Origin of the sequence: Amycolatopsis dendrobii, assembly GCF_014145675.1 — a bacterium.
In the GTDB taxonomy this organism is placed as follows: domain Bacteria; phylum Actinomycetota; class Actinomycetes; order Mycobacteriales; family Pseudonocardiaceae; genus Amycolatopsis; species Amycolatopsis dendrobii.
Window position 1 is genome coordinate 298,816 of record NZ_JACGZW010000006.1, and the last position, 20,535, is coordinate 319,350.

A 20,535-nucleotide genomic window follows, 5' to 3' on the forward strand; every position below is an offset into this window, starting at 1 on the left:
GGTCAGCCGAGCCGCGAGATCGCCGAGGTGAACGCGTCCGGATGCACGTTCGCGCCGCCGGCATAAGGGTTCTGCAGCTGGTAAATCGCATAGAGCAGCAGGACGATCGTGCCGGCGAGCGTCGACACGATCACCAGGTGCGCGGCCATCCGCGTGCCGCCGAAGAGGTTGGGCAGCAGGATCGAGATGACGCTGCCGAGGATGAGCGCGAACCACATGACCGAGCCGACGCCGTCGGTTTCCGCGCCGGTGAGCCGGGTCTGGCGGGCTTGGTAGACCTGCCAAAGCTGGGCGGCGGCGTCCTTCTTCCGGTCGTTCGTCCAGTCGTCGCTGGCCTGCGCGCTGGCGACGACGCGGCGCATCTGGTCGAGCTGCGTCCAGCCGGTGTCCGGGACCGGCCCGTCGTCGACGAGCCGGGGCCATTCCTGCTTCGACACCGTCGTCGCGTACGCGATGGCCAGGCGCCGCACCTGCTCGCCGGTGTCGCCGGGCAGTGCCTGAGCCGACCAGGTGGCGGCGACCAGGCCCTCCGCCTCGGTGTAGGAACCCTCGCGCGTGGCCGTGACGGCGTCGAAGAGCGAGATCAGCACGAAGGCGACCAGCACCGCGTGCAGCCCGCCGACGATGGTGAACACCTGGCCCGCGGCGTCGTTGTTGTCGCGGCGGCCCTCGTCCCAGCCGAAGCGCCGGACGAGATAGCCGATCACCGCGGCCGCGATCGCCGCGCCGACGACCCAGAACACCCCGGTCACGTAGACGTTCATCCGGTTCCTTTCGCGCGGGGAAATACGCTGGCCGACGCTATCCAGCCGATTCCGGAACGGACAACGGCGAAACCCGCGATTCAGCCGGGTGGCCGTCCACCGCCCGCGCGGTTCGCCGGATCGGAGCAGCGTCCCGGCCACGCGTACCCCCGATTGCCCTTGCTCAGCAAGGGAAAATTGCTCGGATACCGGTGGTGCGCACTCGACCGGGTTACGGCAGCGGACCCACGGTGACGCGCCTCTCGTTGTCGACCGGACAACAGCACCGGCAATGCCCGAAAAGGAGCTTCGGCAAACAGGTGAATCGGACGCGGTTACCCGATCGAGTGATTGTCGAGATCATCCGCCTTGCTATGTTGATGCGCGGCGCCGCTTACGATTTCGCATTCCTCTCCCGGAAAACACCGCTCCGCCGGGTTCCGGCGTTTTCGACGTTAGGTGGTTTCGCAGTGATCGTCCCGAGCCCCTCCGCACTGTCCACTGTGGCCGCCGTGCTGCGCCCGGAAGCGGAAGAACGATGACGACGGTGGACGCGCGCACCGGGGCCCGCTCCGTGGCCGAGGTGCTGGACTGGAGCCGGAGCCGCTGGGAACCCGCGATGCGCGCGGCGGTCGACCGGCTGCCCGTGTCGATGCGCCGGATCGCCGGCTACCACCTCGACTGGTGGGACGAAACCGGAACCGCCACCAGCGCCGCCGGAGGCAAAGCCCTGCGCCCGGCCCTGGTGCTGCTGTGCGCGGAGGCCTGCGGCGGAGACCCGGAAGACGCGATCCCCGCGGCGGTGGCCGTCGAACTGGCCCACAACTTCTCCCTGCTGCACGACGACGTCATGGACGGCGACCGCACCCGGCGCCATCGCCCCACCGCGTGGACCGTCTTCGGCACCGGGCAAGCGGTGCTGGCCGGAGACTCCCTGCTGGCACTGGCCTTCGACGTCCTGTCCCCCGACGGCCCAGCCGCCGCCCGCCTGCTGAGCACCGCGGTACTGGACCTGCTGCACGGCCAGCACGAGGACCTGGCGTTCGAACAGCGAACGAACGTCGAAGTAGCGGAATGCGTCCGCATGGCCCAAGGCAAAACGGCGGCCCTGCTGAGCGCGGCATGCACGCTCGGCGTACTGGTCGTCGGAGGCCGCGGCGAGCACGTCGAACGCTTCGGCCGCTTCGGCCGATCGCTAGGCCTTGCCTTCCAACACGTCGACGACCTGCTCGGCATCTGGGGCGACCCAGCAGTCACCGGCAAGCCGGTCTACTCGGACCTGCGCAGCCGCAAGAAATCCCTCCCCGTGGTCGCGGCGCTCACCTCGGGCACGTCAGCCGGACAGGAACTGGCAATGCTGTACCGACAGCCACTCCCGGACGACCGCCTCGCCAAAGCCGCGGCTTTGGTCGACGAAGCCGGGGGCCGCTCTTGGAGCCACGCCCAAGCAGACGAACTGCTCACCGACGCGCTGGCCGCCCTGACCGCCGCCAACCCAGCCCCCCGGCCAACGGCCGAACTGACCGCGATCGCCCAGCTCATCACCCGCCGAGACCACTGACTCGGGCGATCGTCCGCCCCAGACAACAACTTGAACCTGGCGAACGCCCAACGAAGACAGCCGCCCAACCCGATCGTCCGCCCAGGACGATCGCCCTGGGCACACCGCAAGGCTCACCCCACAGCGACGACAAGCGCATCGAACCCATCGCCCGCCACAACATCGAGCGCACAACAGCGCAGCGCCCAGCAACCCCCACTGCCCTAGGCCGCCACCGACCCGGAAACCGTCACCGCCCCAGTCGGCTCAACCCGTCATCCCCAGCGCCCCGGGAAAGCACCACCTCGTCGGTATTCGCGAGCGCTTCCTTCCCTCGCTCGCTCGGCGGCGCAGTCGTCAGGTCGCGCAACCGAATCGGCGGCCCGAGGTCGATCAGCGTCGGCACGTACTCGGCCTTGTCCACCGTCCACTTCCCGCCGGCGCGGCTGAACCGGAACCGGGCCGCGACCCCTTCCTCCGTGGACCCGCGAGGTTCGTCGTGCCGCGCGACCTCATTGCCCAGCCCGAACGCCACCCACTTGCCGCCGACCTTCTGGAACGGCTGCACCACATGCGCGTGGTGCCCGACGATCAGGTCGAGATCCGGCGACGCCGTCAGCTTCTGCGCCAACTGCTTCTGCTCAGCAGTCACGTCATGCTGATACTCGACGCCCCAGTGGAGGCTCGCGATCACGACCTCCGCCCCGGCCGCCTTCGCCTCGCGCGCCGCGGCGAGGATCTCGTCGGGGTCGATTTCGTTGGCCAGCCAAGGTTTCCCGGCAGGCCGCTTGATCCCGTTGAACCCGAACGAGTAAGACAACTGCGCGACCTTCACCCCGTGCACGTCCAGGATCAGCGGCTTCCCTGCCTCCTCAGCCGAACGCGCGGACCCGGTGTGTTTCAACCCGGTCTGGTCGAGCTTGTCCAACGTCCGCTGCACACCCGCCGCGCCCTGGTCGAGCGTGTGGTTCGACGCGGTGGAGCACGTGTCGTATCCGGTGTCCTTCAACGCGTCCGCAATCTCCGGCGGCGCGCTGAACGACGGATACCCGCTGTACGGCCCGCCTTCTGGCGCGAGCGGCGTTTCGAGGTGGCAGATCCCCAGATCCGCACCGGACACCAGCGGTTTGACCCCGGCGAACAGCTGCCGGTAGTCGATCTTCCCGCCGCCGTCCGCCTCGGCCTGCTCGGTGAGCCGAGGGTGGATCAGCACGTCCCCGGTCGCCACGACGGTGAACGAATCCGGCGAAGCGGCCGCCGACGACGATGCCGGTCCGGCCGAGGACCGTTGCGGGGCGGCTTCGCTCCCACACGCCGTCAGCATCAGCGCGACCCCGGCGAGGGCGGCGGCGCGGCGCGTGTTCGTCATGATCATCCCCTTTGCCCGGCTGCCCGGCACATCCTTCCTCATCACTCTTGTGGGTTAACACCCCGGTCGTGACCAGGGGAAACGCTCAGGCTAGGCAGTCGGCGGGCTGTCCGCGAGCCAGCGCCGGGTCGGTCTGGTCGAACGTGCGCGCGACGCCTGGACCGGACGTGCGCGTCTCGAACCGGACCGTCACCCGGCCGTGCCCCGCGCCCTGCACCCACCCTGTGCCGAACTCGGCATGCACCACGTCGTCGCCCGGGCGCCATCCCGACGACGACACTGGCGCGCTCCCGCCCGGCGACGGCGCCGAAGTGACCACCGGCTCCTCCGTCGCGGCGGGCACGGTCAAGCTGAACAACGCGTCCTGATGCGGCACTGAAAGCCCGCTGAACGCGACGCCCGCCAACCGCACTCCGCCGAACTCCTGCGGGTCGAGCAACAGCCGTTCCGCAGTAGCGGCAAGCTGTTCGAGGTCATCGGTGGGCGACGCGGTGGTCTCGGAGCGGGTCACCGTGCTCATGTCGGTATGCCGCAGCTTGATCACCACCGTGCGCGCGACGCGCCCCGCCTTCACCAGCCGGGAGTGCGCACCAGCCGCGATTTTCCTTACCTCGGCGCGCAATCGGACGAGATCGACCACGTCGACGTCGAAGGTCGTCTCCGCGCTCACCTGTTTGGCTTCGCCCCGTTCCGCGACCGGACGGTCGTCGAATCCGCTCGCCAGCCGCCGCAAATCGCGGCCGACCACGCCACCGAGCGTCGACACCGCGTCCGGCTCGGGCAACGCCGCCAACTCGCCCAAGGTGAGGACACCGATCGTGCGCAGTTTGGCTTCCGCGACCGGTCCGATCCCCCACAACGCGCGCACCGGCAGCGGAGCCAGAAACTCGCGTTCGGTCCCGGGAGGCACGACCAGCAAACCGTCTGGCTTCGCGCGATCCGAGCCGATTTTCGCGACCTGCTTGCCAGTCCCCGCCCCGATCGACGCAGTGAGCCCAGTCCGCTCCCGGACCCGCGCCCGCAGTTCCTCGGCCCACCCGGTCACCTGCTCGACCGACGCACCAGCCAGCGCGGGCGGTTCGGCGAACGCCTCGTCGAGGGAAATCCGTTCCAGCACCGGCGCGACCTCGCCGACGACATCGAAAACCTGCTTGCTCAAGATTTCGTACAACCGGAACCGCGGCGGCAGCACCACGCCGCCGGCCGGGAGCAGCCGCCGAGCCTGGGACATCGGCATCGCCGACCGCACGCCGTACTCGCGGGATTCGTAGCTCGCCCCGGCGACGACACCGCGGTGTCCGGTACCGCCGACCACCACCGCGCGTCCGCGCAGCGTCGGCCGGGTGAGCTGTTCGGCGGAGGCGTAGAACGCGTCGAGGTCCAAGTGCACGACCCAGCGAGACATGTCAGGTTCCAGCGTCCAGGAGCCGTTGCAACGCCTTGGTGTAACTCTCGAACGCGGCGCGGCCCTTGCTCGTGAGCCGCACGAGCGTGACCGGCGTGCGGTGCTCGTAAGCTTTGGTGATCTCGACGTACTCGGCGTCCTCGAGCTTGCGCAGATGCGTCGAGAGATTGCCCGCGGTCATCTCCAGCAGCTGCTGCAGCCGGGGAAAGGTGATCTGGTCGGCCGGACGGAGCCCGGCGAGCGCGACCGTGACGCGCAGCCGCGCCTGGGCGTGGATGACGGGGTCGAGCTCCGGCAGCTCAGTCACGGGGCCGCACCACATAGACCAGCGCCGCGACCGCGAATCCGCCGCCGCCCGCGAGCGAAAGGACGAGGAAGTTGCCTGGCACACCGACCAAGACGCTCGCCCCACTGCACACGATGATCCAGCCCCCGAGGAAGTACTGCCGCATGTCCTGCCACAGCGTCCCGCCGGCCAGGTAGAGCGCACCGGTCAGCAGCAGCGAGGTGCCGGACCACAGCAGGGGAACGAGATCCGAGCCCTCGGGGAGGAGTTTCGTGATCCGGATGTCGATCAGGCTCATCCCGGCGAACGAGATCATCCACGCCCAGCCGTACATCGCGCCGATCCGCTGCGACGGCCCGCGAATCCCGCGGCCGCCTTTGCTGCCGTGCCAGGCGGAGTAACCGATCGCGCCCACCATGAGCACCGCGACGACGATCCCCGCGACCCAGCCGGGCATGAGCGCCGCCGATCGCCCGTCGGAGAGGTAGACGAGCCCCCAGCCGACCAGCCAGGCGAAGGCCCAGACGGCGAACAGACGCGCCGGGCTGACTCGCAGCTCCCGGCGCGTCCGTTCGTTCTGCCGGGCGATGAGCTCGAGCGACTCCGCCACGGACAGCGACTCGCCTTCGTCCTCGACGGGGTCCCCCGCGTCGTCGTTCACCCCGGACCGCCCTTCCCCCGTACTGACCCCTCATGCAGCACGGAAGCTAACACGTCACGCGACCTTCACCGGGCCCAGCCGGAACCGCCGCACCACCACGAGCGCGGGCACGACCAGCCACGCTGCCAGCACGCCGACCGCGAGACCGAGCCCGCCCGCGTGATCCACCGGGAGCGTGCCGACGCGGCCGAGCCAGTACGTAGGGAAGAAATGCGCGAGCGCCGACATCCATTCCGGCAAGATCGACAGCGGCATCCACAACCCGCCGAACACGCCGAGCGGCAGCATCAACGCGCCGGTCATCGCGCCGACTGTGTCGCCCTTGCCGAACAACCCGAGCAGAAGCCCGAGCACCGCGAACGGCAGCGCGCCCAGCCACAACGAGAGCCCGCTGAGCAGCCACTGCGCCGGCGTCAACTGCACTCCGCGCAACGCACCAGCCACGAAGATCACCAGAACCACGGGCAACGCCATCGCCATCGAGGACGCGATCTTCACCGCGAGATAGCCGGGCCCGCGCATCGGCGTGAGCCGCAGTTGCCGCTGCCAGCCGTCCGTTCGCTCGGTCGCGACGCGGGTGCCGGTGAACAACGCGCCGCTCATCGCGCCGTACGCGCCCATGTTGATCATCGTGGTGACGCTCGCCTTGATGCCGTCCGGCCCGACCTGATCGCCGAACAACCCGCCGAACAGGAGAAACATGCCAAGCGGAACCACGATGGTGAACAACGCGAACTGCGGGCTGCGGACGATGCGCAGGATCTCCAGCCGGAGGTAGACGAGGTTCATCGGAGCGCTCCCTGCGGCTCGTCGGAGGTGAGGGCGAGGAAGGCTTCCTCCAGCCCCGCGGAGGTGATCTCGATCGAGCTGGCCTGCGGAAACGCCGCGAGCAACGCCCGGATCGCCAGGTCGGAGTCCGTGCAGCCCAGTTCCGTACGATCGCCCTGTACGCGTGCACTGGCGACCCCGTCGAGCGCGGCCAAGGCTTCCGGACGGGCGCCCTGTACGACTGCCCTGATCACTCGCCCGGACACATTCGCGCGCACCTCGTCGACTGCGCCGTCCGCGACGACCTTCCCGTGCCGCATCAGTACGACGCGGTCCGCGTAGTCCTCCGCCTCGGCGAGGTAGTGCGTCGCGAACAGAACGGTCCTCCCAGCCGCCGTGAACTCGTGCATCGACGCCCAGAATTCGCGCCGCGCGTCGACGTCCAACGCCGCCGTCGGCTCGTCGAGGATCAGCAGCTCCGGGTCGCCGGTGAGCGCGAGCGCGTACCGGACCCGCTGGAGCTGCCCGCCGGACAACTTCCCGCACCGCCGCTTGGCGAACTCCCCGATCCCGGCCCGCGCGTAAACCTCCTTGGCAGGCAGCGGATTCTCGAACATCGACCGATGCAACTCGACCAGCTCGGCCGGTGTGACGTCCCGCAGCAGGAACCCGTTCTGCACCATCGCCGCGAGCCGCCCGGAGTCGAGCGCCGCCCGGGGCGCACCGCCGAACACCCGCACGCTCCCCTCGTCCGGCGAGGCGAGCCCCAGCAGCATGTCGATCGTGGTCGACTTGCCCGCGCCGTTCGGCCCCAGCAGCGCGACGACCTCGCCCCGCCGCACCGTCATCGACACGCCGTCGACCGCGCGGACCTGCTTGAACTGCTTCACCAGGCCGGTCAGCCTGAACGCTTCCGTCATCTCGTCCCCCAGTGCTTCGCTGTCCTGAACTTTGTAACACAAAGTTGGTTGTGTTGAAAAGTAGTGGGCGATGCCGAGTCGTTCACGGTGGCAAGTGCCTGGCGGCTATGCCCGGCTAATCCGGTTGCTCCCCGCGACCAGCCGCACTACCGTCCGGATTCATGACGATCTTCGCCCGCCGCCGCCTGTCCTGATCCCGGCACGACTTTCCGGGCCGCCCGCCATCGGGCGGCTCCCGTTCCGCGTGCCGGACCGCATCTCGTCCGGAAAGGACACTTTCGCCTCATGGGCAAGCACATCGTCGTGGTCGGCTGTTCCGCGCCGAGCCACATCTACCCGTCGCTGGGGATCGTCCGCGAACTGGTGCGACGCGGGCACCGGGTCAGCTACGTCGTCGGCGAACCGCTCGCCGAACTGGTCGGAGCGACCGGCGCGGACGTCGTCGCGCATCCCACGATCTTCCCGCTCGGTCCGGACGCGGAATGGCCGGAAGACCCGGCCGAAGCGATGCGCGTCTTCCTCGACGAGGCCATCGCGATCCACCCGCGGCTGATCGAAACCTTCGACCAGGACCGGCCGGACCTGCTGCTCTACGACATCGGCGGCCTTGGCGCCCCGCTGCTCGGCCTCCGCTACGACGTGCCCGCGGTGCAGCTCTCCCCCGCCTACGTCGCCTGGGACGGCTACGAGGAAGAACTCGCCGACGTCCTCGACCCGATCCGCACCTCACCGTCCGGAGTGGACTACGACCGGGCATTCACCGAGTGGCTGGCGGAAAACGGAGTCACCGAAGACGCCTGGACGTGGCTCGCGCGACCGGTGCCGATCCTGTCGCTGATCCCGCGCGCGATGCAGCCGAACGCCGACCGCGTGCCGGAGGACCGCGTCCAGTTCGTCGGCCCGTGCCTTGACCCGGCGCGCGCTGCGGAGCACTGGACACCGCCGTCCGACGGGAAACCCGTGCTGCTCGTGTCGTTCGGCACCGCGTACAACGACCAGCTGGACGTCTACCGGCACTGCATCACCGAATTCGAGGACTGGCACGTCGTGCTCTCGATCGGCAAGCACGTCTCGAAGGACGATCTCGGCCCGCTGCCGAAGTCGGTCGAGGTGCACGAAACGGTGCCGCAACTGGCGATTCTCGACGTCGCGTCCGCCTTCATCACGCACGCCGGCATGGGCGGCTGCACGGAATCCCTGTGGTACGGCGTCCCGACGGTCGCCATTCCGCAAGCCGTCGACCAGTTCGGCAACGCCGCGCAGCTGGAAGCGTTGGGAGTCGGCAAGCATCTGCCCGCGGACCAGGTGACCGCCAAGTCCCTGCGCGAAGCCGTCGATGAAGTCAGCAGTTCATCGGACGTTGCCGCGAGGTTGGCTGAGCTGCGCTCGGAAATCCGTGCCAACGGCGGGATTACCGCGGCCGCGGACGCGGTGGAGAAGTTCCTGAAATAAGTGCGAGGAGCACGTCGCGGTCGAACCATGCGCCGCCAGTGTGTTCCTGGTGCAGATAAGCACTGACCGCCCGGGCCTGGCAGCAACGCGCTGCCAGGCCCGGATCTGTCTGTGCGGCCCGGGAAAACCGGGTGATCAACGCGGTCAGGTCATCTGCCCGTCTTCTTCTCGCGACAACGGTGAACGCGTCGAACGCAGCCGTCCCGCGCCACCCGATCGGGTCGATCGCCAGCCACGGTTCCCGTCGCGCCCGCAGCACGTTACCGAAATGCAGATCACCGTGCAGCATCGTGCCGGTCCGGTCATCGGCGAGGAACGCGATCAGTTCCCGCGCCCGATCAACCTCGCGCTTCGGCAGCAAACCTGGCATCGCCTGCTGATCCAGCTGCGCGAGCCACGGCCCGGTTGTCGAGGAGAGCGCCCGAGTCCCGGCCGGGGCGGGCACCGCCAGCCGACGGGCCAACTCGCCCGCGATCTCGGTCGCTTCCTCCACTCGTACTGTCTCCAGTGTCGCGGGACCGACGCGTTCGAGCAAAAGCGTGTTGCTGTCAGCAGAAGCCTCCAGCAGCCGAACCACCCCGGCACCGTCGAAGTGCTTCAACGCCGCCGCTTCCGCCGCACAATGCTGATGAGGAAACGAAATCTTGAGCGCGGCCGCCTGCCCGGCGCATTCGACGGGCAGCACCAACGCCGTCTCCCCGTGCAGCGGAGAGCCCGCGATCTGACAGTCCCACCTCACGCAGGCATCCTCGACCAACCCCGGCAGTTCCCGTAGCCAAGCCTCAGCCGCGGCACCCTCGCGCCGCCGCACCGCCTTCGCCAACCTGGCCGGTACGACGACGCTCATCAGGCCCGGATCTCGTTGAGGTAGTTGTAAATCGTGTACCGCGTCACCTCGAGCTGCGCGGCCAGGTGGTCCACCGCGTCCTTGATCAGGAAATACCCGGCCTCGTCCAGCTCCCGGACCACCGCCGACTTGTGGCGCTTCTTCATCAGCTCCACCGGAATCCCGGACTTCCCGATCGCGCGTCCGACGAGGAACCGTTGCAGGCTGTCGACGTCCGGCAGGAACGTCTCCTCCCGCCGTTCCTCCGACGTCTGCGCCGCCGCGGGCAGTTCGCTGTTCACGCACAGGCACCCGATCGCCGTACCCTCGGCGTCACGCAAAAACAACGTGGACGAACGGATCTCGCGACCATCCGGACTGTGCGTGCGGTAGTTGGTCAGGTCCTGCGTCGTGCCGCGCCGGACGAGCCCGAGCAGCAGATCCGTCATCGGCCCGCCGACCGAACGACCGGTGAGCTTCCCCGCGATCGCGACGATCGAATCCGGCAGCCGCGACAGGTCGTGCAGCAGCACCTCGTTGCCCGGCCCGAGCATCGCCGCCAGCCCGTCCACCGCCGGAATCAGCGCGGTGAGCAGCTCATGCGTCGCGGTGCCCGCAGCCGACGCGACCGGCACGACCCGGCGCGGCCGCAGCAGCGTTTCCAGCGCGTCCCGCACCTGTTCGGCAGCCGCGGCCGGGGTCGACGCGTGCGGCGACAACCGGACGTGTTCCGGACGCACCGTCGCCGCGATCCCCGCCGCCGTCAACGCCGCCCCGACCTGCTCGGCGGGCTTGTCCGGCAACGAAAACGCAAGAATCCCGGCCCGCCGTTCGGTCGCCGACACGATCTCCGCGCCGAACGAGCGCAGCACCTCCTCGAGTTCGCCGACGCGTTCGTCGATCCGGCCCGCGATCGCCGCGACGCCGGTTTCCTCGACCAGTTCGAGCGCCGCCGCGAACGCGCCGGACGTGACCGGGCTGAGGTTGGAGATCGACCAGCTCGCCGCGGTCGGGTCGGCCGGGTGGATCTCGTTGTCGAACAAGCCAGGGTCGCGCGCGCCGGTCCAGCCGGACAGGATCGGGTCCATCCGCGCCAGCGCCCGGTCCGACAGCACCGCGAACCCGGTGCCCCAGCCCGCTCGCAGCCACTTCTGCCCGCCGACCACGAGCACGTCGGCGACCTCCCACGGCGCGTCGACGACCCCGAAGCCCTGGATCCCGTCGACCACCAGCAGCCGATCGCCGGCCACCTCGCGCAATGCGGCGAGGTCAGCCCGGTAACCAGTGCGGAAATCGACCGCGCTCACCGAAACGACAGCGGTTTCCGGCGTGAGCGCTTCCGCGAGACGGTCGGCGGTGACGTAACCGCCTTCTAGCCTCCTCATCCGTACGCGTCCGGCCTGCTCGGCGCGCGCCCACGGGTACGTGTTGGCCGGGAACTCCGCGGCCGACACGAGTACTTCGCCGTGGCTGTTGAACGCAGCCTGGAACAGGCCGAGGCTGGTGTGCGGGAGCAGCACGGTGTGGTCGGTGTCGCTGCCGCAAAGCCGTGCTGCCGCCGCCTTCGCCCGGATTTCCTGCCGCATCAGCTCGTCCACAGTGGACGGACCGGCCTTGGTCGTCGCCTCCAGCAGCCGCGCGGTGGTGTCTAAGACGGCGTGCGACGGCGGCCCGAACCGCGCGAAGTCCAGGTAGCCCGCGGGCTCGTCGAACTGGAGCAGGTACCGGGGCGGAATGCGGGTCACGAGAGGACCCGCGCGAGGAACTGCCGCGTCCGCTCGTGTTCCGGGGACTTCAGCACCCGCTCCGGCGGCCCGGTTTCGACCACCGCGCCGTCAGCGAGGAACACCACCTCGTCGGCGGCCTCCGCGGCGAAAGCCATTTCGTGCGTCACGACCACCATCGTCATCCCCTCCCGAGCCAACGTACCCATCACCGCGAGCACTTCCCCGACCAGCTCCGGGTCCAGCGCGGACGTCGGCTCGTCGAACAGCATGAGCTTCGGCTTCATCGCCAGCGACCGTGCGATCGCGACGCGCTGCTGCTGCCCGCCGGACAGTTGCCCTGGGTAAGCGCCCGCTCGGTCCGCGAGCCCGACCCGGTCGAGCAGGTCCAGCGCCTCTTTCCGGGCCTGCGCCGGGTCGGCGCCGAGCACCCGCACCGGTCCCTCGACCACGTTCTCCAGCGCCGTCCGGTGCCCGAACAGGTTGAACCGCTGGAAAACCATGCCGATGTCCCTGCGCTGCCGCGCGACGTCCTTCTCCCGCAGCTCGTACAGCTTGCCGCCGCGCAGTTTGAACCCGATCGGCTCGCCGTCCACCCAGACCTGGCCGCCGTCGATCGTCTCGAGATGGTTGAGGCAGCGGAGAAACGTGCTCTTCCCCGCTCCCGACGGCCCGAGCAGGCACACCACCTGTCCTTTGCGGACCTCCAGGTCGATGCCCTTGAGCACCTCGGTGTGCCCGTAGTTCTTGCGGACCCCGACAGCTTTCAGCAGCGGTTCAGACACGCGCACCCCTCACCAGCGGCATCCCCTTGAACGCCTTCCCGACCCGCGCGACGGGACTTCGGTCAGCTGCCCCGAACGATCGTTCAAGGTAATGCTGGCCGACACCGGCCACAGTCACCACGACCATGTACCAGATCGCCGCCGCGATCAGCGTTTCCATCACCAGCAGGTTGTTCGACGAGATGTTGTTGGCCGCGTGGATCAACTCGGTCACGCCGATCACCGAAGCCATCGACGTGCCCTTGAGCATGTTGATGAAGTCGTTGCCGGTCGGCGGGATGATCACGCGCATCGCCTGTGGCAGCACGACCCGGCGCAGTGTCGCGCCAGGCGTCATGCCGATGGATTTCGCCGCCTCGGTCTGCCCGGCGTCGACGCTGGTCAGCCCGGCGCGGACGATCTCCGCCATGTACGCGCTCTCGTTCAGCGCCAGCCCGAGCAGCGCCGCGGTGAACGCGCTGATCAGCACGTTCGTCGGCTCGTGGACGAGGTAGCCGCCGAACGGCAGCGGGATCGAGACGGTCGGGAAGATCAGCGCCAGGTTGTACCAAATCAGGATCTGCAACAGCACCGGAAGCCCGCGGAACAGCCAGATGTAGGCCGCCGCGAACCATTTCGCGACCGGATTGGCGCTGAGCCGCAGCAACGCGATCAGGATGCCGAGCACGATCGCGATCGCCTGCGCGATCACCGCCAGCACGACCGTGTTGAGCAGGCCGAGCGCCATCACGCGGTAGAACACGAAGTCGGGTACCGAACCCCACTCGATCTGCGCCTGCGCGAGCGCGAAACCCAGCAGCACCAGCAGTGCGACGATCACCGCCGCGCTGACCCAGCGACCCCAGTGCCGCAGCCGGACGATCGGCAGCGGTTCAGCTTCCGCCATTGACGGCCGCCTCCTTGATCGCGCCCTGCTCGACGCCCCAGGACTGCAGGATCTTGCCGTACGTGCCATCGGCGACGAGCGACTGCAACGCCTGCTTGACGGCGTCGCGCAGCTTCGAGTTGTTCTTCGCGAAGCCCATCCCGTACGGCCCGCCTTCGATCGGCTGGCCGGGCACGACCTCGAAGAACTTGCCGTCGCCCGCGGTGCGCGAGATGTAGACCGCGCTCGGCAGGTCGTTGAGAATCGCCGCGACGCGACCGGTGCGCAGCTGGTTCTGGTTCTGGTTGTCGCTGTCAGTCGCGGTGACCGTGATGGCAGGCTTGCCCGCCTGCGTGCACTTCGCGCTCTGCGCCGTGGCGAACTTCTGGTGACTGGTGCCCTGTACGACTGCCACGTTCTTGCCGCACAACGTGTCCGGCCCGGTGATGCCGTCCGGGTTGCCCTTGCGGATCATGATCGTGATGCCGGACGAGAAGTAGTCGACGAAATCGATCTGCTGCTGGCGTTCCTTGGTGTCGTTCATCGCGGCCATGGTCAGATCGACGCGGCCGGACTGCAGGCTCGTGATCAGCGAACCGAACGCCAGGTCCTGGTACGCGACAGTCACCCCGAGCTTCGCCCCGACCGCCTTGGCCAGATCGACCTCGTAGCCGATCGGCGTCTTGCCGTCAGCCGCGTAGAAGTTGTTCGGCGCGGACTGGATATTGGACGCCAGCCGCAACGTCTTGGCCTGCGCAACAGCCGGCGGCAGCCCTCCGGCGAGCTGCGGGTCGGCCTTGATCGCCCCGAGCAACGCAGTGTTGTCCGGAACAGCGCTCGGCTTTTGCTGCTGCCCGCCGCCGGCCCCGTCGGGACCTCCTCCGCAGGCGGCAGCGAACACGAGCAGACCGCCCAGCAGCGCGGCCTGCCAGGCACGGGAACGAAGCGACGACATGCGGATCCTCCAGGACGTCGTTGGTTCCGCGGGACGCTACAACTGGTTGTTAAAGAGGTCAACAAGCAGTTGAAATTCTGTCTCGTCTAGCGTGCGGACATGACCCTCGACGAGAGCTTCCGCCAGTTCTGGACCGAACGGCGGCTCGCGTCGCTCACGACAGTGCGCCCCAACGGAACACCGCACGTAGTAGCGGTCGGCGTGACGGTCGACTTCGAACAAGGCATCGCCCGCGTGATCGCCTCCGGGACCTCGTACAAGGCCCGCCTCATCCGCGCCGCCGGCGACTCGGGCTTGGCCGCCGCGGTGTGCCAGTTCGAGGGCCGGACCTGGTCCACGCTGGAAGGCCGAATCCGCCTCCTCGACGACGCTGCTTCCGTCCGCGACGCCGAAGAACGCTACGCCCAGCGGTACCGGACGCCGCGGGAAAACCCGCAGCGAGTGGTCCTGGAGCTCACCATCGGACGCGTGCTGGGCAACGCCTGAGATTCCGAGCTCCAGGCGATCGCCCCGGTCGGTCGCCCTGGTCAACCGCCCCGGCCGGTCGCCCTGATCAGTCGCCCTGGCCGGTCGCCCTGGCCGGTCGCCCGGCCTGATCACTCTGGTCAGGCACCCTAGTTAGTCGCCCCGACCTGTGGCCCCCAGCCGGTCAGCCGGTGGGTTTGAGTCAGTCGTTCAGGTCGACCGTCCTGGTTGTCCGCCCGGGTCAGTCGCCCCGGTCAATCGCCTAGGTCGAACGTCCCAGGCATCGACCCGGTCGGCTGCCGCAGGAGACTGCCCCAGTCATCCACGCCGAGCCAGTCGCCCCAGGCAACCGTCCCAGTCATACATCCCGGTCAGTCACCTCGGTCAGTCGCCTCGGTCAGTCGTCCCGGGCGGTCGCCCTGGTCGCCAAACCCGGCTAGTTGCCCCCGCCAGTCATCTCAGTCAACCGCCCCGCTCAGCCACGCTGGTCGGCAACGTCGGTCAAGCGCCCCGTCAACCGTCTCAGCCAACCGTCCTGGGCGATCGCCCCGGACGACTGCCCCAGTCACACGAACTGCGCCAGCAACCCTTCCGCACTGCGCACCACAACCTGCGCCGCAGCCCGCTCCGCCAACGCCCGGTCCGGCCGCTCCGCCTCATGCCGCCACCGCATCACCGCGTCAAGACCGGCCTCGTACATCTCGCGCGGATCCGTACCCGCCTCAAGCCCCAGCCTCTCCTCGGACGCCGTCCCCTCCGCGCCCAGCAACCGCACAGCTTCTTCCGCCGACTCCCCCGCCAAAGCCGTACGCCCGCCACGAATGTCGGCGATCAGCCACAACTCGCGGAAGTCATGTGCGCTAGCCGAAAACCGCTCAACCCGCGCCGCAAGCCGATCACTGTGCGGTCGGGGCTCCGCGTTCAACACAGTCTCCAGCCGAATCAACGCAGTCCGCGCACGCAACGCGTCCGCACGCGCTGCGAAACAACCCGCGATAGTGTCGCGTAGCTCGCCAAGACCGCTGCGCCGCACCAGTTCCGTCGACAGCTTCACCCGGTCATCACAGCCGGTACGGATCAACGTCAGTGCAAGCTTCACCCCGAACAGCCCGAAGCGCACCACCAACGACCGTCGCGTCTCGACCGCCACCGGCCCCGGAAACGCCGGATCAGTAAATGAATCCACTGAGAGCAGATACCGCTCCAACTCCTCACGAGGCACGGCCGCGAAGGCCGCGAGAAGCTCGAACTCGTCGTCAGTGAACGCGCGCGCGCCGTACGCAAGCTGCGCCGCCACAGCGATCACGCCTTGAAACCCACTACACAGCGGGTCTTCGCGCCACGCGCGCCGCGCAATCTGCTTCGCAGTAAGCAGTGCGTCGATCCGCCCTGCGCCGGTTTCGTCCGCGCGCGCAAGCACAAGGATCGTGTCAACGGCCGTCTGCCGCGCGAACGCTGAAGGCGTTGTCGGGCGCAGCGTCGCCAACTGTTCGGGCTCAAGGTGGCGTAGCAGCCGTACGGATGCGTCAGTGAGCGTCGACGGAGGCGGCGCATCGAGAAACTCCAGATCGCGCAACGCCCGCGTCGGCCAATCCCCCAACGCCGCAGCCAACGTGGACTTCCCCGTCCCCGCAGCCCCTCCGATGCTCACCCGAAGCGGCTCGTCGAGATGATCTAGCGCTTCCCCCAGCAACGCCGAAGCCCTCGGACTGTCGCGGTAGTACGCACAAGCATCCACCAGAAGCGCCCGAACGTCCTCAACCACGCGCGACACCACTCCTCGCTCGACTCACCCGGCACAGCCCCGAACATCCTCGACTACCCGGCAACGTCCCGCTCACCGAGGCCCAAGCCCACCTTCACCAGCCCAGCCGTTATCTCCCGAAACACCCTCAACCGCCCAAGAACGGCGCTTTCCCGACGACTGAACCTTCCGCCAAGCAGCCGCATCTCCCGCGATTGGAGCGATGCAACCCAGCCGGAGCATGCCGTCACTAACCGATCGCACCCACACCCGACTTGCTCCAGCCCTATTGCAGCAAACGCCTCAACCGCGCCAAAGACCAACTCACTCCCACAATGCGGAAGTCCGCGCAGGGCTAAGGATGAGGCCGCCAGCGCTCAGAAACCGTGTCTCCTCCGACCAGCACCATCAGCCCGCGGAAAGCCGCCAGCACCGCCAAAAGCGCACCATGCGCGGCCCGCCAAGTCGAAGCCACGCAGACAACTCCTCCGCAGCTGGTCGGCCACCACCACTGCTCCCGCTAGCCGCGAACGCCCGCCAGAACCAAGCCCACGGCGCGGAGGTCACGCAGGCAACTCCTTGGGCGCCCGATTAGCCAGCATCCCCAACTCCCCGGCCCGCTTGTGCAAGCCCGCGAGCCGGTCGATCTCGCGCCGCAGCGCCGCGCTGCGCCGTTCCCGTTCGGCCGAACCGGCGATGATCATCTCGCGTTCTCGTGTCAGCTCGTCGGCGAGACTGTCGGCAAGCTCGGTGAAATGGTCCCGCAACCGTCGCTGCACGTGGCGGATCGCGTCGCGGCATTCCTTGCTGAACCGCAGGAACACGTCGTCGACGTGCCGCTGCGCGGTCATCTTGGCCACCGCCTGCCGACGTTGCAGCCGCATGCCGCCCTCGTCGCTGATCGTCTTCGCGGCGAACGCGACGCCGGCGCCGATCGACACCGGGTTGATCAACGGCAGCCCCGCGAGCCCGGTCACCAGGCCGAACATCAGCACGCCGCCGTACGAACCGCGCAGGCCGGTGAACGCCTTCTGCCCGATCTTGAACCGCTCGATCCGCGGCTGCCGCACCTCGGCGATCCGGTCCGCGCCGGAGTCGGTCAAGGCCAGTTCCGGCAGGTCGTATTGCGCGCCGAAGCTCACCGCCACCGCTTGTGCGATCCACTCCGCGCGTTCGGCCGCGAACGTGTAGGTCGTCTCGACCGCTTCCGCGAGCGTGCTGTCCAGCCACGGCCCGAACTCGTCCCACACCTTCACCGGGTCCCCGCGGTCGAAGGTCTCGTCGATGGTCTCGACGATCTTTCGAGTACGTTCGCGCAGGTCGTATTCGGCGTCGGACTGCAGGTCGGCGATTTCGTCCGCCAGCAAGTTCTGCCAGCGGCTGTTGCGTCGGCGCAGCTCGTCGGCGCGACGTTGCGAACGTTGCAGCAACGTCGTCTGGTCAACGCCTGCTTCCTGCCCCGCTGCCTCGGCGCGCGCCCGCAACGTCTCGACCAGTTCGGCCGCCGCTGCGCGCACACTCACCGCCGCGAGCAACGCGGCCGTGCTCTCCGCCGGTCGCGAAACCTGCGTCGCGATCCAGGAAAGCAGCTCCGGGAACCCAGACCGCACGTTGAGGTCCTGATCGCCGCCCTTGGCCGCCGCGAAACGAACCGTCGCCGACACCGGCAGCACCGGCGAATCGATCCCCGCAGCGGACAGCGCGGTCCGGTTCTGTTCGGCGACCGTCCGCCATCCGGCGCTGACGTCGATCTTGGTCAGCGCGATGACCACGTGCGGACACCACGTCCGGATGTGATGGGCCAACGCCAGCTCGGCCTGATCCAGCGGAGCGGCTGCGTCTGAGACAAGAATGACCGCGTCGGCGTCCGCGAGAACGTCAAGAGCGGCAGCTGTGCGCGGCGACCTCGGATCGCCGATCGCCGGGGTGTCGATGAGCACCAAGCCCGCGGACAGCAGATCGCGCGGAACCCCGACCTCGACCTTCCGCAGCGACCCGGCCGGCCGGGCGCCCACCTCGCCGGTCAGCTTCTCGATCTCGACCGGGACGCGTTCGTCGGCGCGTCCGACGAGCGTCGCGCCGGGTTCGGCCGCGTACCCGACTTCGATCGGCACCGCGGGGGTCGCCGCGTCGCCGACCGGGCAGACCGGCGCGTTGAGCACCGCGTTGACCAGGTAGCCCTTGCCTTGCTTGGGAAATCCGAGCACAGCGACCCGCGTGCCCCCCGGCGGCCGGTCCTGACGCCGGCGAAGGCGTTGCGCCAGGTCTTCGCGGCCGTGCGTCCGGCAGGCATCCGAGGTCTCGGCGAGCACTTCGAGCCAAGCTGGAGCCGTCACGGCGAACCAGTGTCCCCCGTGTACGGGGAGTATCCGAACCGGGTGGTGGCTCCGCGGTCGCACCCAGACCGCGGAGCCACCCCCGAATTACCCTTGCTCAGAGGGAAAGGTGCAGCTCACCGCCGCCGTGCGAGGTCTCCGCACCGGCGTGCAGGTCAAGGCCGAGGCCCTGGTGCCCGAGGTCGGAGACCGTCGAGACGGTGTCGTGCACCATGCCGACGCCCGCGTCGGTCCCGGTGTGCGTCTCGGTCGCGGCGTCGGAACGCTCGGACTCGCCGTGCGAGATGAGCGAGTGCGCCTGCTGGGTCACACCGTTCACCGCGTGGTTCAGCCCGTCGGCGCTGAGCGTGTTGCTCAGGCTGCCGACGTTCTCGGTGACGGTCCCGACAGCGTCGCTGACGTGCCCGGCGATCCCGCCGCCCGCCTCGGTCGCGTGGTCGGCGACCTGCGCGGCGGAGTTCGCGACCGGCAGATCGCTGACGTTCACCGGGGAAGCCGCCGCGAGCTCGCCGCCGACGTGCTGCACCTGCGAGATGGCGCCGTCAGCCGCGGTGGCCGCCTGCCCGCTCGCCTGCGCGACCGCGCTGGAGTCCAGGCCGCTGGCCAGGTCGTTGCCCAGGGCGAGTGCACTGGTCGGGTTCTGCACCAGCGCGGTGACGGACGCGGCAGCGTTCTGCACGTCGCCCAGACCCGGTGCCGCGGGCAGCCCCGGAACGGCCGGGACGCCCGGCACAGCCGGAACCGACGGCAGCTCGCCGGCCACCGGCAGCGCCGGAACGGCCGGAACCGCGCTGGCGACGTCGCCGACACCAGGAAGCGCACCGACACCAGGAAGCGCACCGACGCCCGGAAGAGCACCGGCACCCGGCAGCTCGCCGAGACCCGGCAGCTGGCCGACGCCCGGGAGTTCGCCGAGGCCCGGCACTGCCGGAAGCTCGCCAAGGCCCGGAAGCTCACCGGCGGCGGGCAGCGCCGAAGCGCCGGCCACGTCGCTCACGACGGGCAGCTCGCCAAGACCGGGGAGGTCGCCGACAGCAGGCAGCGCGCCCGCGCCCGGCAGCTCGCCGAGACCGGGCAGCTCGCCCACACCCGGCACCGCCGGCAGTTCGCCGAGGCCCGGCGTACCCGCGGACGCCGCGGCGCCGCCAGCCGAGACGCCGAGCGAAGCGGTGAGTGCCTGCAGCTGCTCGATCGCGCCCTGCGGGCCCTCGCCGAGCTCAGTGGTCAGGTCGCCCGCCTGGGGCAGATGTCCGAGCGAGGCCAGGTGGTCCACCGGCACGTAGTCGAGTACCAGCGGCGCGACCTCGTTCACGTCGGCGGCGCTGATGTCGCCCAGCCCAGCGGCGGCCAGCGCGGCCTGCGGGTCCTGGCCGAAAGCGGCGAGCGCGGACGGGTCTTGGAGCAAGGTGAGCGTGAAGTCGTGCAGAGTCTGCACCGAATCCATGGGGGGATCTCCACTTGTAGTGATTACGGGGAATGCCCGGCCCTCCCCGGCCGGGCGTGGCGCCCAAGGTAGGGACGGGGCACCCCCGCTCACATCGGGGTTTACACCCAGTCGCGCCTCGCTCAGCCGTTAGGGGGTCGATATGAGATCGTTAGGGAGTTAGGGGATCGGACACGCTGAACCCGGTTGGGTTAAATCCCACCCCACTCTTGCCCGTCTGACCCGAACGGGTGAGGATGCGTATCCG

The 20,535-nt window shown here is 69.0% G+C and carries 20 protein-coding genes; 4 read left to right on the top strand and 16 right to left on the bottom strand.

The window, feature by feature from the left end:
• Positions 1-2 precede the first annotated feature (2 nt).
• Positions 3-764 (bottom strand): bestrophin-like domain, encoded by a 762-nt coding sequence (locus H4281_RS19480; protein WP_182892354.1) that lies wholly within the window; start codon positions 762-764, stop codon positions 3-5.
• Positions 765-994: 230 nt separating this feature from the next.
• On the opposite strand from H4281_RS19480, the gene H4281_RS19485 reads away from it, so the two are divergent.
• Both H4281_RS19485 and H4281_RS19490 read left to right on the top strand, forming a co-directional pair.
• Positions 995-1,285: a hypothetical protein gene (locus H4281_RS19485; RefSeq protein WP_182892355.1), complete on the top strand. Its 291-nt coding sequence runs from the start codon at positions 995-997 to the stop codon at positions 1,283-1,285.
• Positions 1,282-2,304 carry a family 2 encapsulin nanocompartment cargo protein polyprenyl transferase gene (locus H4281_RS19490; protein ID WP_182892356.1) on the top strand — a complete coding sequence of 341 codons (1,023 nt, stop codon included), beginning with the start codon at positions 1,282-1,284 and terminating at the stop codon, positions 2,302-2,304. Before H4281_RS19485 ends, H4281_RS19490 begins: the two co-directional genes overlap by 4 nt.
• Positions 2,305-2,533: 229 nt before the next feature.
• On the opposite strand, the gene H4281_RS19495 is transcribed toward H4281_RS19490, so the two are convergent.
• The 6 genes from H4281_RS19495 to H4281_RS19520 form a co-directional block, all read right to left on the bottom strand.
• Positions 2,534-3,658, bottom strand: a complete 1,125-nt coding sequence (locus H4281_RS19495) for a CapA family protein (RefSeq protein WP_370648243.1) — start codon at positions 3,656-3,658, stop codon at positions 2,534-2,536.
• Between the two features lie 79 nt (positions 3,659-3,737).
• Positions 3,738-5,057: a DNA polymerase IV gene (locus H4281_RS19500; protein WP_182892358.1), complete on the bottom strand. Its 1,320-nt coding sequence runs from the start codon at positions 5,055-5,057 to the stop codon at positions 3,738-3,740.
• Between the two features lies 1 nt (position 5,058).
• Positions 5,059-5,364 (bottom strand): winged helix-turn-helix domain-containing protein, encoded by a 306-nt coding sequence (locus H4281_RS19505; RefSeq protein WP_116205832.1) that lies wholly within the window; start codon positions 5,362-5,364, stop codon positions 5,059-5,061.
• Positions 5,357-6,004, bottom strand: coding sequence for a hypothetical protein (locus tag H4281_RS19510; RefSeq protein ID WP_182892359.1), 648 nt, complete (start codon positions 6,002-6,004; stop codon positions 5,357-5,359). Before H4281_RS19510 ends, H4281_RS19505 begins: the two co-directional genes overlap by 8 nt.
• A 54-nt stretch (positions 6,005-6,058) precedes the next feature.
• Positions 6,059-6,793 carry an ABC transporter permease gene (locus H4281_RS19515; RefSeq protein ID WP_182892360.1) on the bottom strand — a complete coding sequence of 245 codons (735 nt, stop codon included), beginning with the start codon at positions 6,791-6,793 and terminating at the stop codon, positions 6,059-6,061.
• Positions 6,790-7,692 carry an ABC transporter ATP-binding protein gene (locus tag H4281_RS19520; protein WP_182892361.1) on the bottom strand — a complete coding sequence of 301 codons (903 nt, stop codon included), beginning with the start codon at positions 7,690-7,692 and terminating at the stop codon, positions 6,790-6,792. Before H4281_RS19520 ends, H4281_RS19515 begins: the two co-directional genes overlap by 4 nt.
• A gap of 285 nt (positions 7,693-7,977) precedes the next feature.
• Here H4281_RS19520 and H4281_RS19525 point away from each other — a divergent pair, with 285 nt between their 5' ends.
• The gene (locus tag H4281_RS19525; protein WP_182892362.1) at positions 7,978-9,144 is read left to right on the top strand and encodes a macrolide family glycosyltransferase; all 1,167 of its coding nucleotides are present in this window, start codon (positions 7,978-7,980) and stop codon (positions 9,142-9,144) included.
• On the opposite strand, the gene H4281_RS19530 is transcribed toward H4281_RS19525, so the two are convergent.
• From H4281_RS19530 to H4281_RS19550, 5 genes are read right to left on the bottom strand one after another with little or no spacing between them, the layout of a single operon-like run.
• The gene (locus H4281_RS19530; RefSeq protein ID WP_182892363.1) at positions 9,104-9,991 is read right to left on the bottom strand and encodes an aminoglycoside phosphotransferase family protein; all 888 of its coding nucleotides are present in this window, start codon (positions 9,989-9,991) and stop codon (positions 9,104-9,106) included. The two genes, H4281_RS19525 and H4281_RS19530, sit on opposite strands and share 41 nt — an antisense overlap.
• On the bottom strand, positions 9,991-11,715 hold the full coding sequence (locus H4281_RS19535) for an aminotransferase class V-fold PLP-dependent enzyme (protein WP_182892364.1): 1,725 nt from the start codon (positions 11,713-11,715) through the stop codon (positions 9,991-9,993). Before H4281_RS19535 ends, H4281_RS19530 begins: the two co-directional genes overlap by 1 nt.
• On the bottom strand, positions 11,712-12,479 hold the full coding sequence (locus H4281_RS19540) for an amino acid ABC transporter ATP-binding protein (protein WP_304504539.1): 768 nt from the start codon (positions 12,477-12,479) through the stop codon (positions 11,712-11,714). Before H4281_RS19540 ends, H4281_RS19535 begins: the two co-directional genes overlap by 4 nt.
• Entirely contained in the window at positions 12,472-13,365 is an 894-nt protein-coding gene (locus H4281_RS19545; protein WP_182892365.1) for an amino acid ABC transporter permease, read from the bottom strand. Before H4281_RS19545 ends, H4281_RS19540 begins: the two co-directional genes overlap by 8 nt.
• Positions 13,352-14,299, bottom strand: coding sequence for an ABC transporter substrate-binding protein (locus H4281_RS19550; protein WP_182892366.1), 948 nt, complete (start codon positions 14,297-14,299; stop codon positions 13,352-13,354). The genes H4281_RS19545 and H4281_RS19550 overlap by 14 nt, the downstream gene beginning before the upstream one ends.
• 99 nt (positions 14,300-14,398) lie before the next feature.
• On the opposite strand from H4281_RS19550, the gene H4281_RS19555 reads away from it, so the two are divergent.
• Positions 14,399-14,785: a pyridoxamine 5'-phosphate oxidase family protein gene (locus H4281_RS19555; RefSeq protein WP_182892367.1), complete on the top strand. Its 387-nt coding sequence runs from the start codon at positions 14,399-14,401 to the stop codon at positions 14,783-14,785.
• Between the two features lie 233 nt (positions 14,786-15,018).
• On the opposite strand, the gene H4281_RS45215 is transcribed toward H4281_RS19555, so the two are convergent.
• The 4 genes from H4281_RS45215 to H4281_RS19570 form a co-directional block, all read right to left on the bottom strand.
• Positions 15,019-15,126 (bottom strand): capsid/nuclear shuttle family protein, encoded by a 108-nt coding sequence (locus H4281_RS45215; RefSeq protein ID WP_220507463.1) that lies wholly within the window; start codon positions 15,124-15,126, stop codon positions 15,019-15,021.
• A gap of 203 nt (positions 15,127-15,329) precedes the next feature.
• On the bottom strand, positions 15,330-16,529 hold the full coding sequence (locus tag H4281_RS19560; RefSeq protein ID WP_182892368.1) for a GTPase: 1,200 nt from the start codon (positions 16,527-16,529) through the stop codon (positions 15,330-15,332).
• Positions 16,530-17,071: 542 nt separating this feature from the next.
• The gene (locus H4281_RS19565) at positions 17,072-18,844 is read right to left on the bottom strand and encodes a dynamin family protein (RefSeq protein WP_182892369.1); all 1,773 of its coding nucleotides are present in this window, start codon (positions 18,842-18,844) and stop codon (positions 17,072-17,074) included.
• A 97-nt stretch (positions 18,845-18,941) separates the two neighbouring features.
• Positions 18,942-20,288: an IniB N-terminal domain-containing protein gene (locus tag H4281_RS19570; protein WP_220507464.1), complete on the bottom strand. Its 1,347-nt coding sequence runs from the start codon at positions 20,286-20,288 to the stop codon at positions 18,942-18,944.
• Positions 20,289-20,535: the final 247 nt, after the last annotated feature.

Coding starts and splice junctions, on each gene's coding strand:
- H4281_RS19520 (WP_182892361.1), bottom strand. CDS start 7,692: ATGACGGAAGCGTTCAGGCTGACCGGCCTGGTGAAGCAGTTCAAGCAG.
- H4281_RS19480 (WP_182892354.1), bottom strand. CDS start 764: ATGAACGTCTACGTGACCGGGGTGTTCTGGGTCGTCGGCGCGGCGATC.
- H4281_RS19515 (WP_182892360.1), bottom strand. CDS start 6,793: ATGAACCTCGTCTACCTCCGGCTGGAGATCCTGCGCATCGTCCGCAGC.
- H4281_RS45215 (WP_220507463.1), bottom strand. CDS start 15,126: ATGACTGGGACGGTTGCCTGGGGCGACTGGCTCGGCGTGGATGACTGG.
- H4281_RS19495 (WP_370648243.1), bottom strand. CDS start 3,658: ATGATCATGACGAACACGCGCCGCGCCGCCGCCCTCGCCGGGGTCGCG.
- H4281_RS19570 (WP_220507464.1), bottom strand. CDS start 20,288: ATGGATTCGGTGCAGACTCTGCACGACTTCACGCTCACCTTGCTCCAA.
- H4281_RS19550 (WP_182892366.1), bottom strand. CDS start 14,299: ATGTCGTCGCTTCGTTCCCGTGCCTGGCAGGCCGCGCTGCTGGGCGGT.
- H4281_RS19555 (WP_182892367.1), top strand. CDS start 14,399: ATGACCCTCGACGAGAGCTTCCGCCAGTTCTGGACCGAACGGCGGCTC.
- H4281_RS19545 (WP_182892365.1), bottom strand. CDS start 13,365: ATGGCGGAAGCTGAACCGCTGCCGATCGTCCGGCTGCGGCACTGGGGT.
- H4281_RS19525 (WP_182892362.1), top strand. CDS start 7,978: ATGGGCAAGCACATCGTCGTGGTCGGCTGTTCCGCGCCGAGCCACATC.
- H4281_RS19490 (WP_182892356.1), top strand. CDS start 1,282: ATGACGACGGTGGACGCGCGCACCGGGGCCCGCTCCGTGGCCGAGGTG.
- H4281_RS19530 (WP_182892363.1), bottom strand. CDS start 9,991: ATGAGCGTCGTCGTACCGGCCAGGTTGGCGAAGGCGGTGCGGCGGCGC.
- H4281_RS19500 (WP_182892358.1), bottom strand. CDS start 5,057: ATGTCTCGCTGGGTCGTGCACTTGGACCTCGACGCGTTCTACGCCTCC.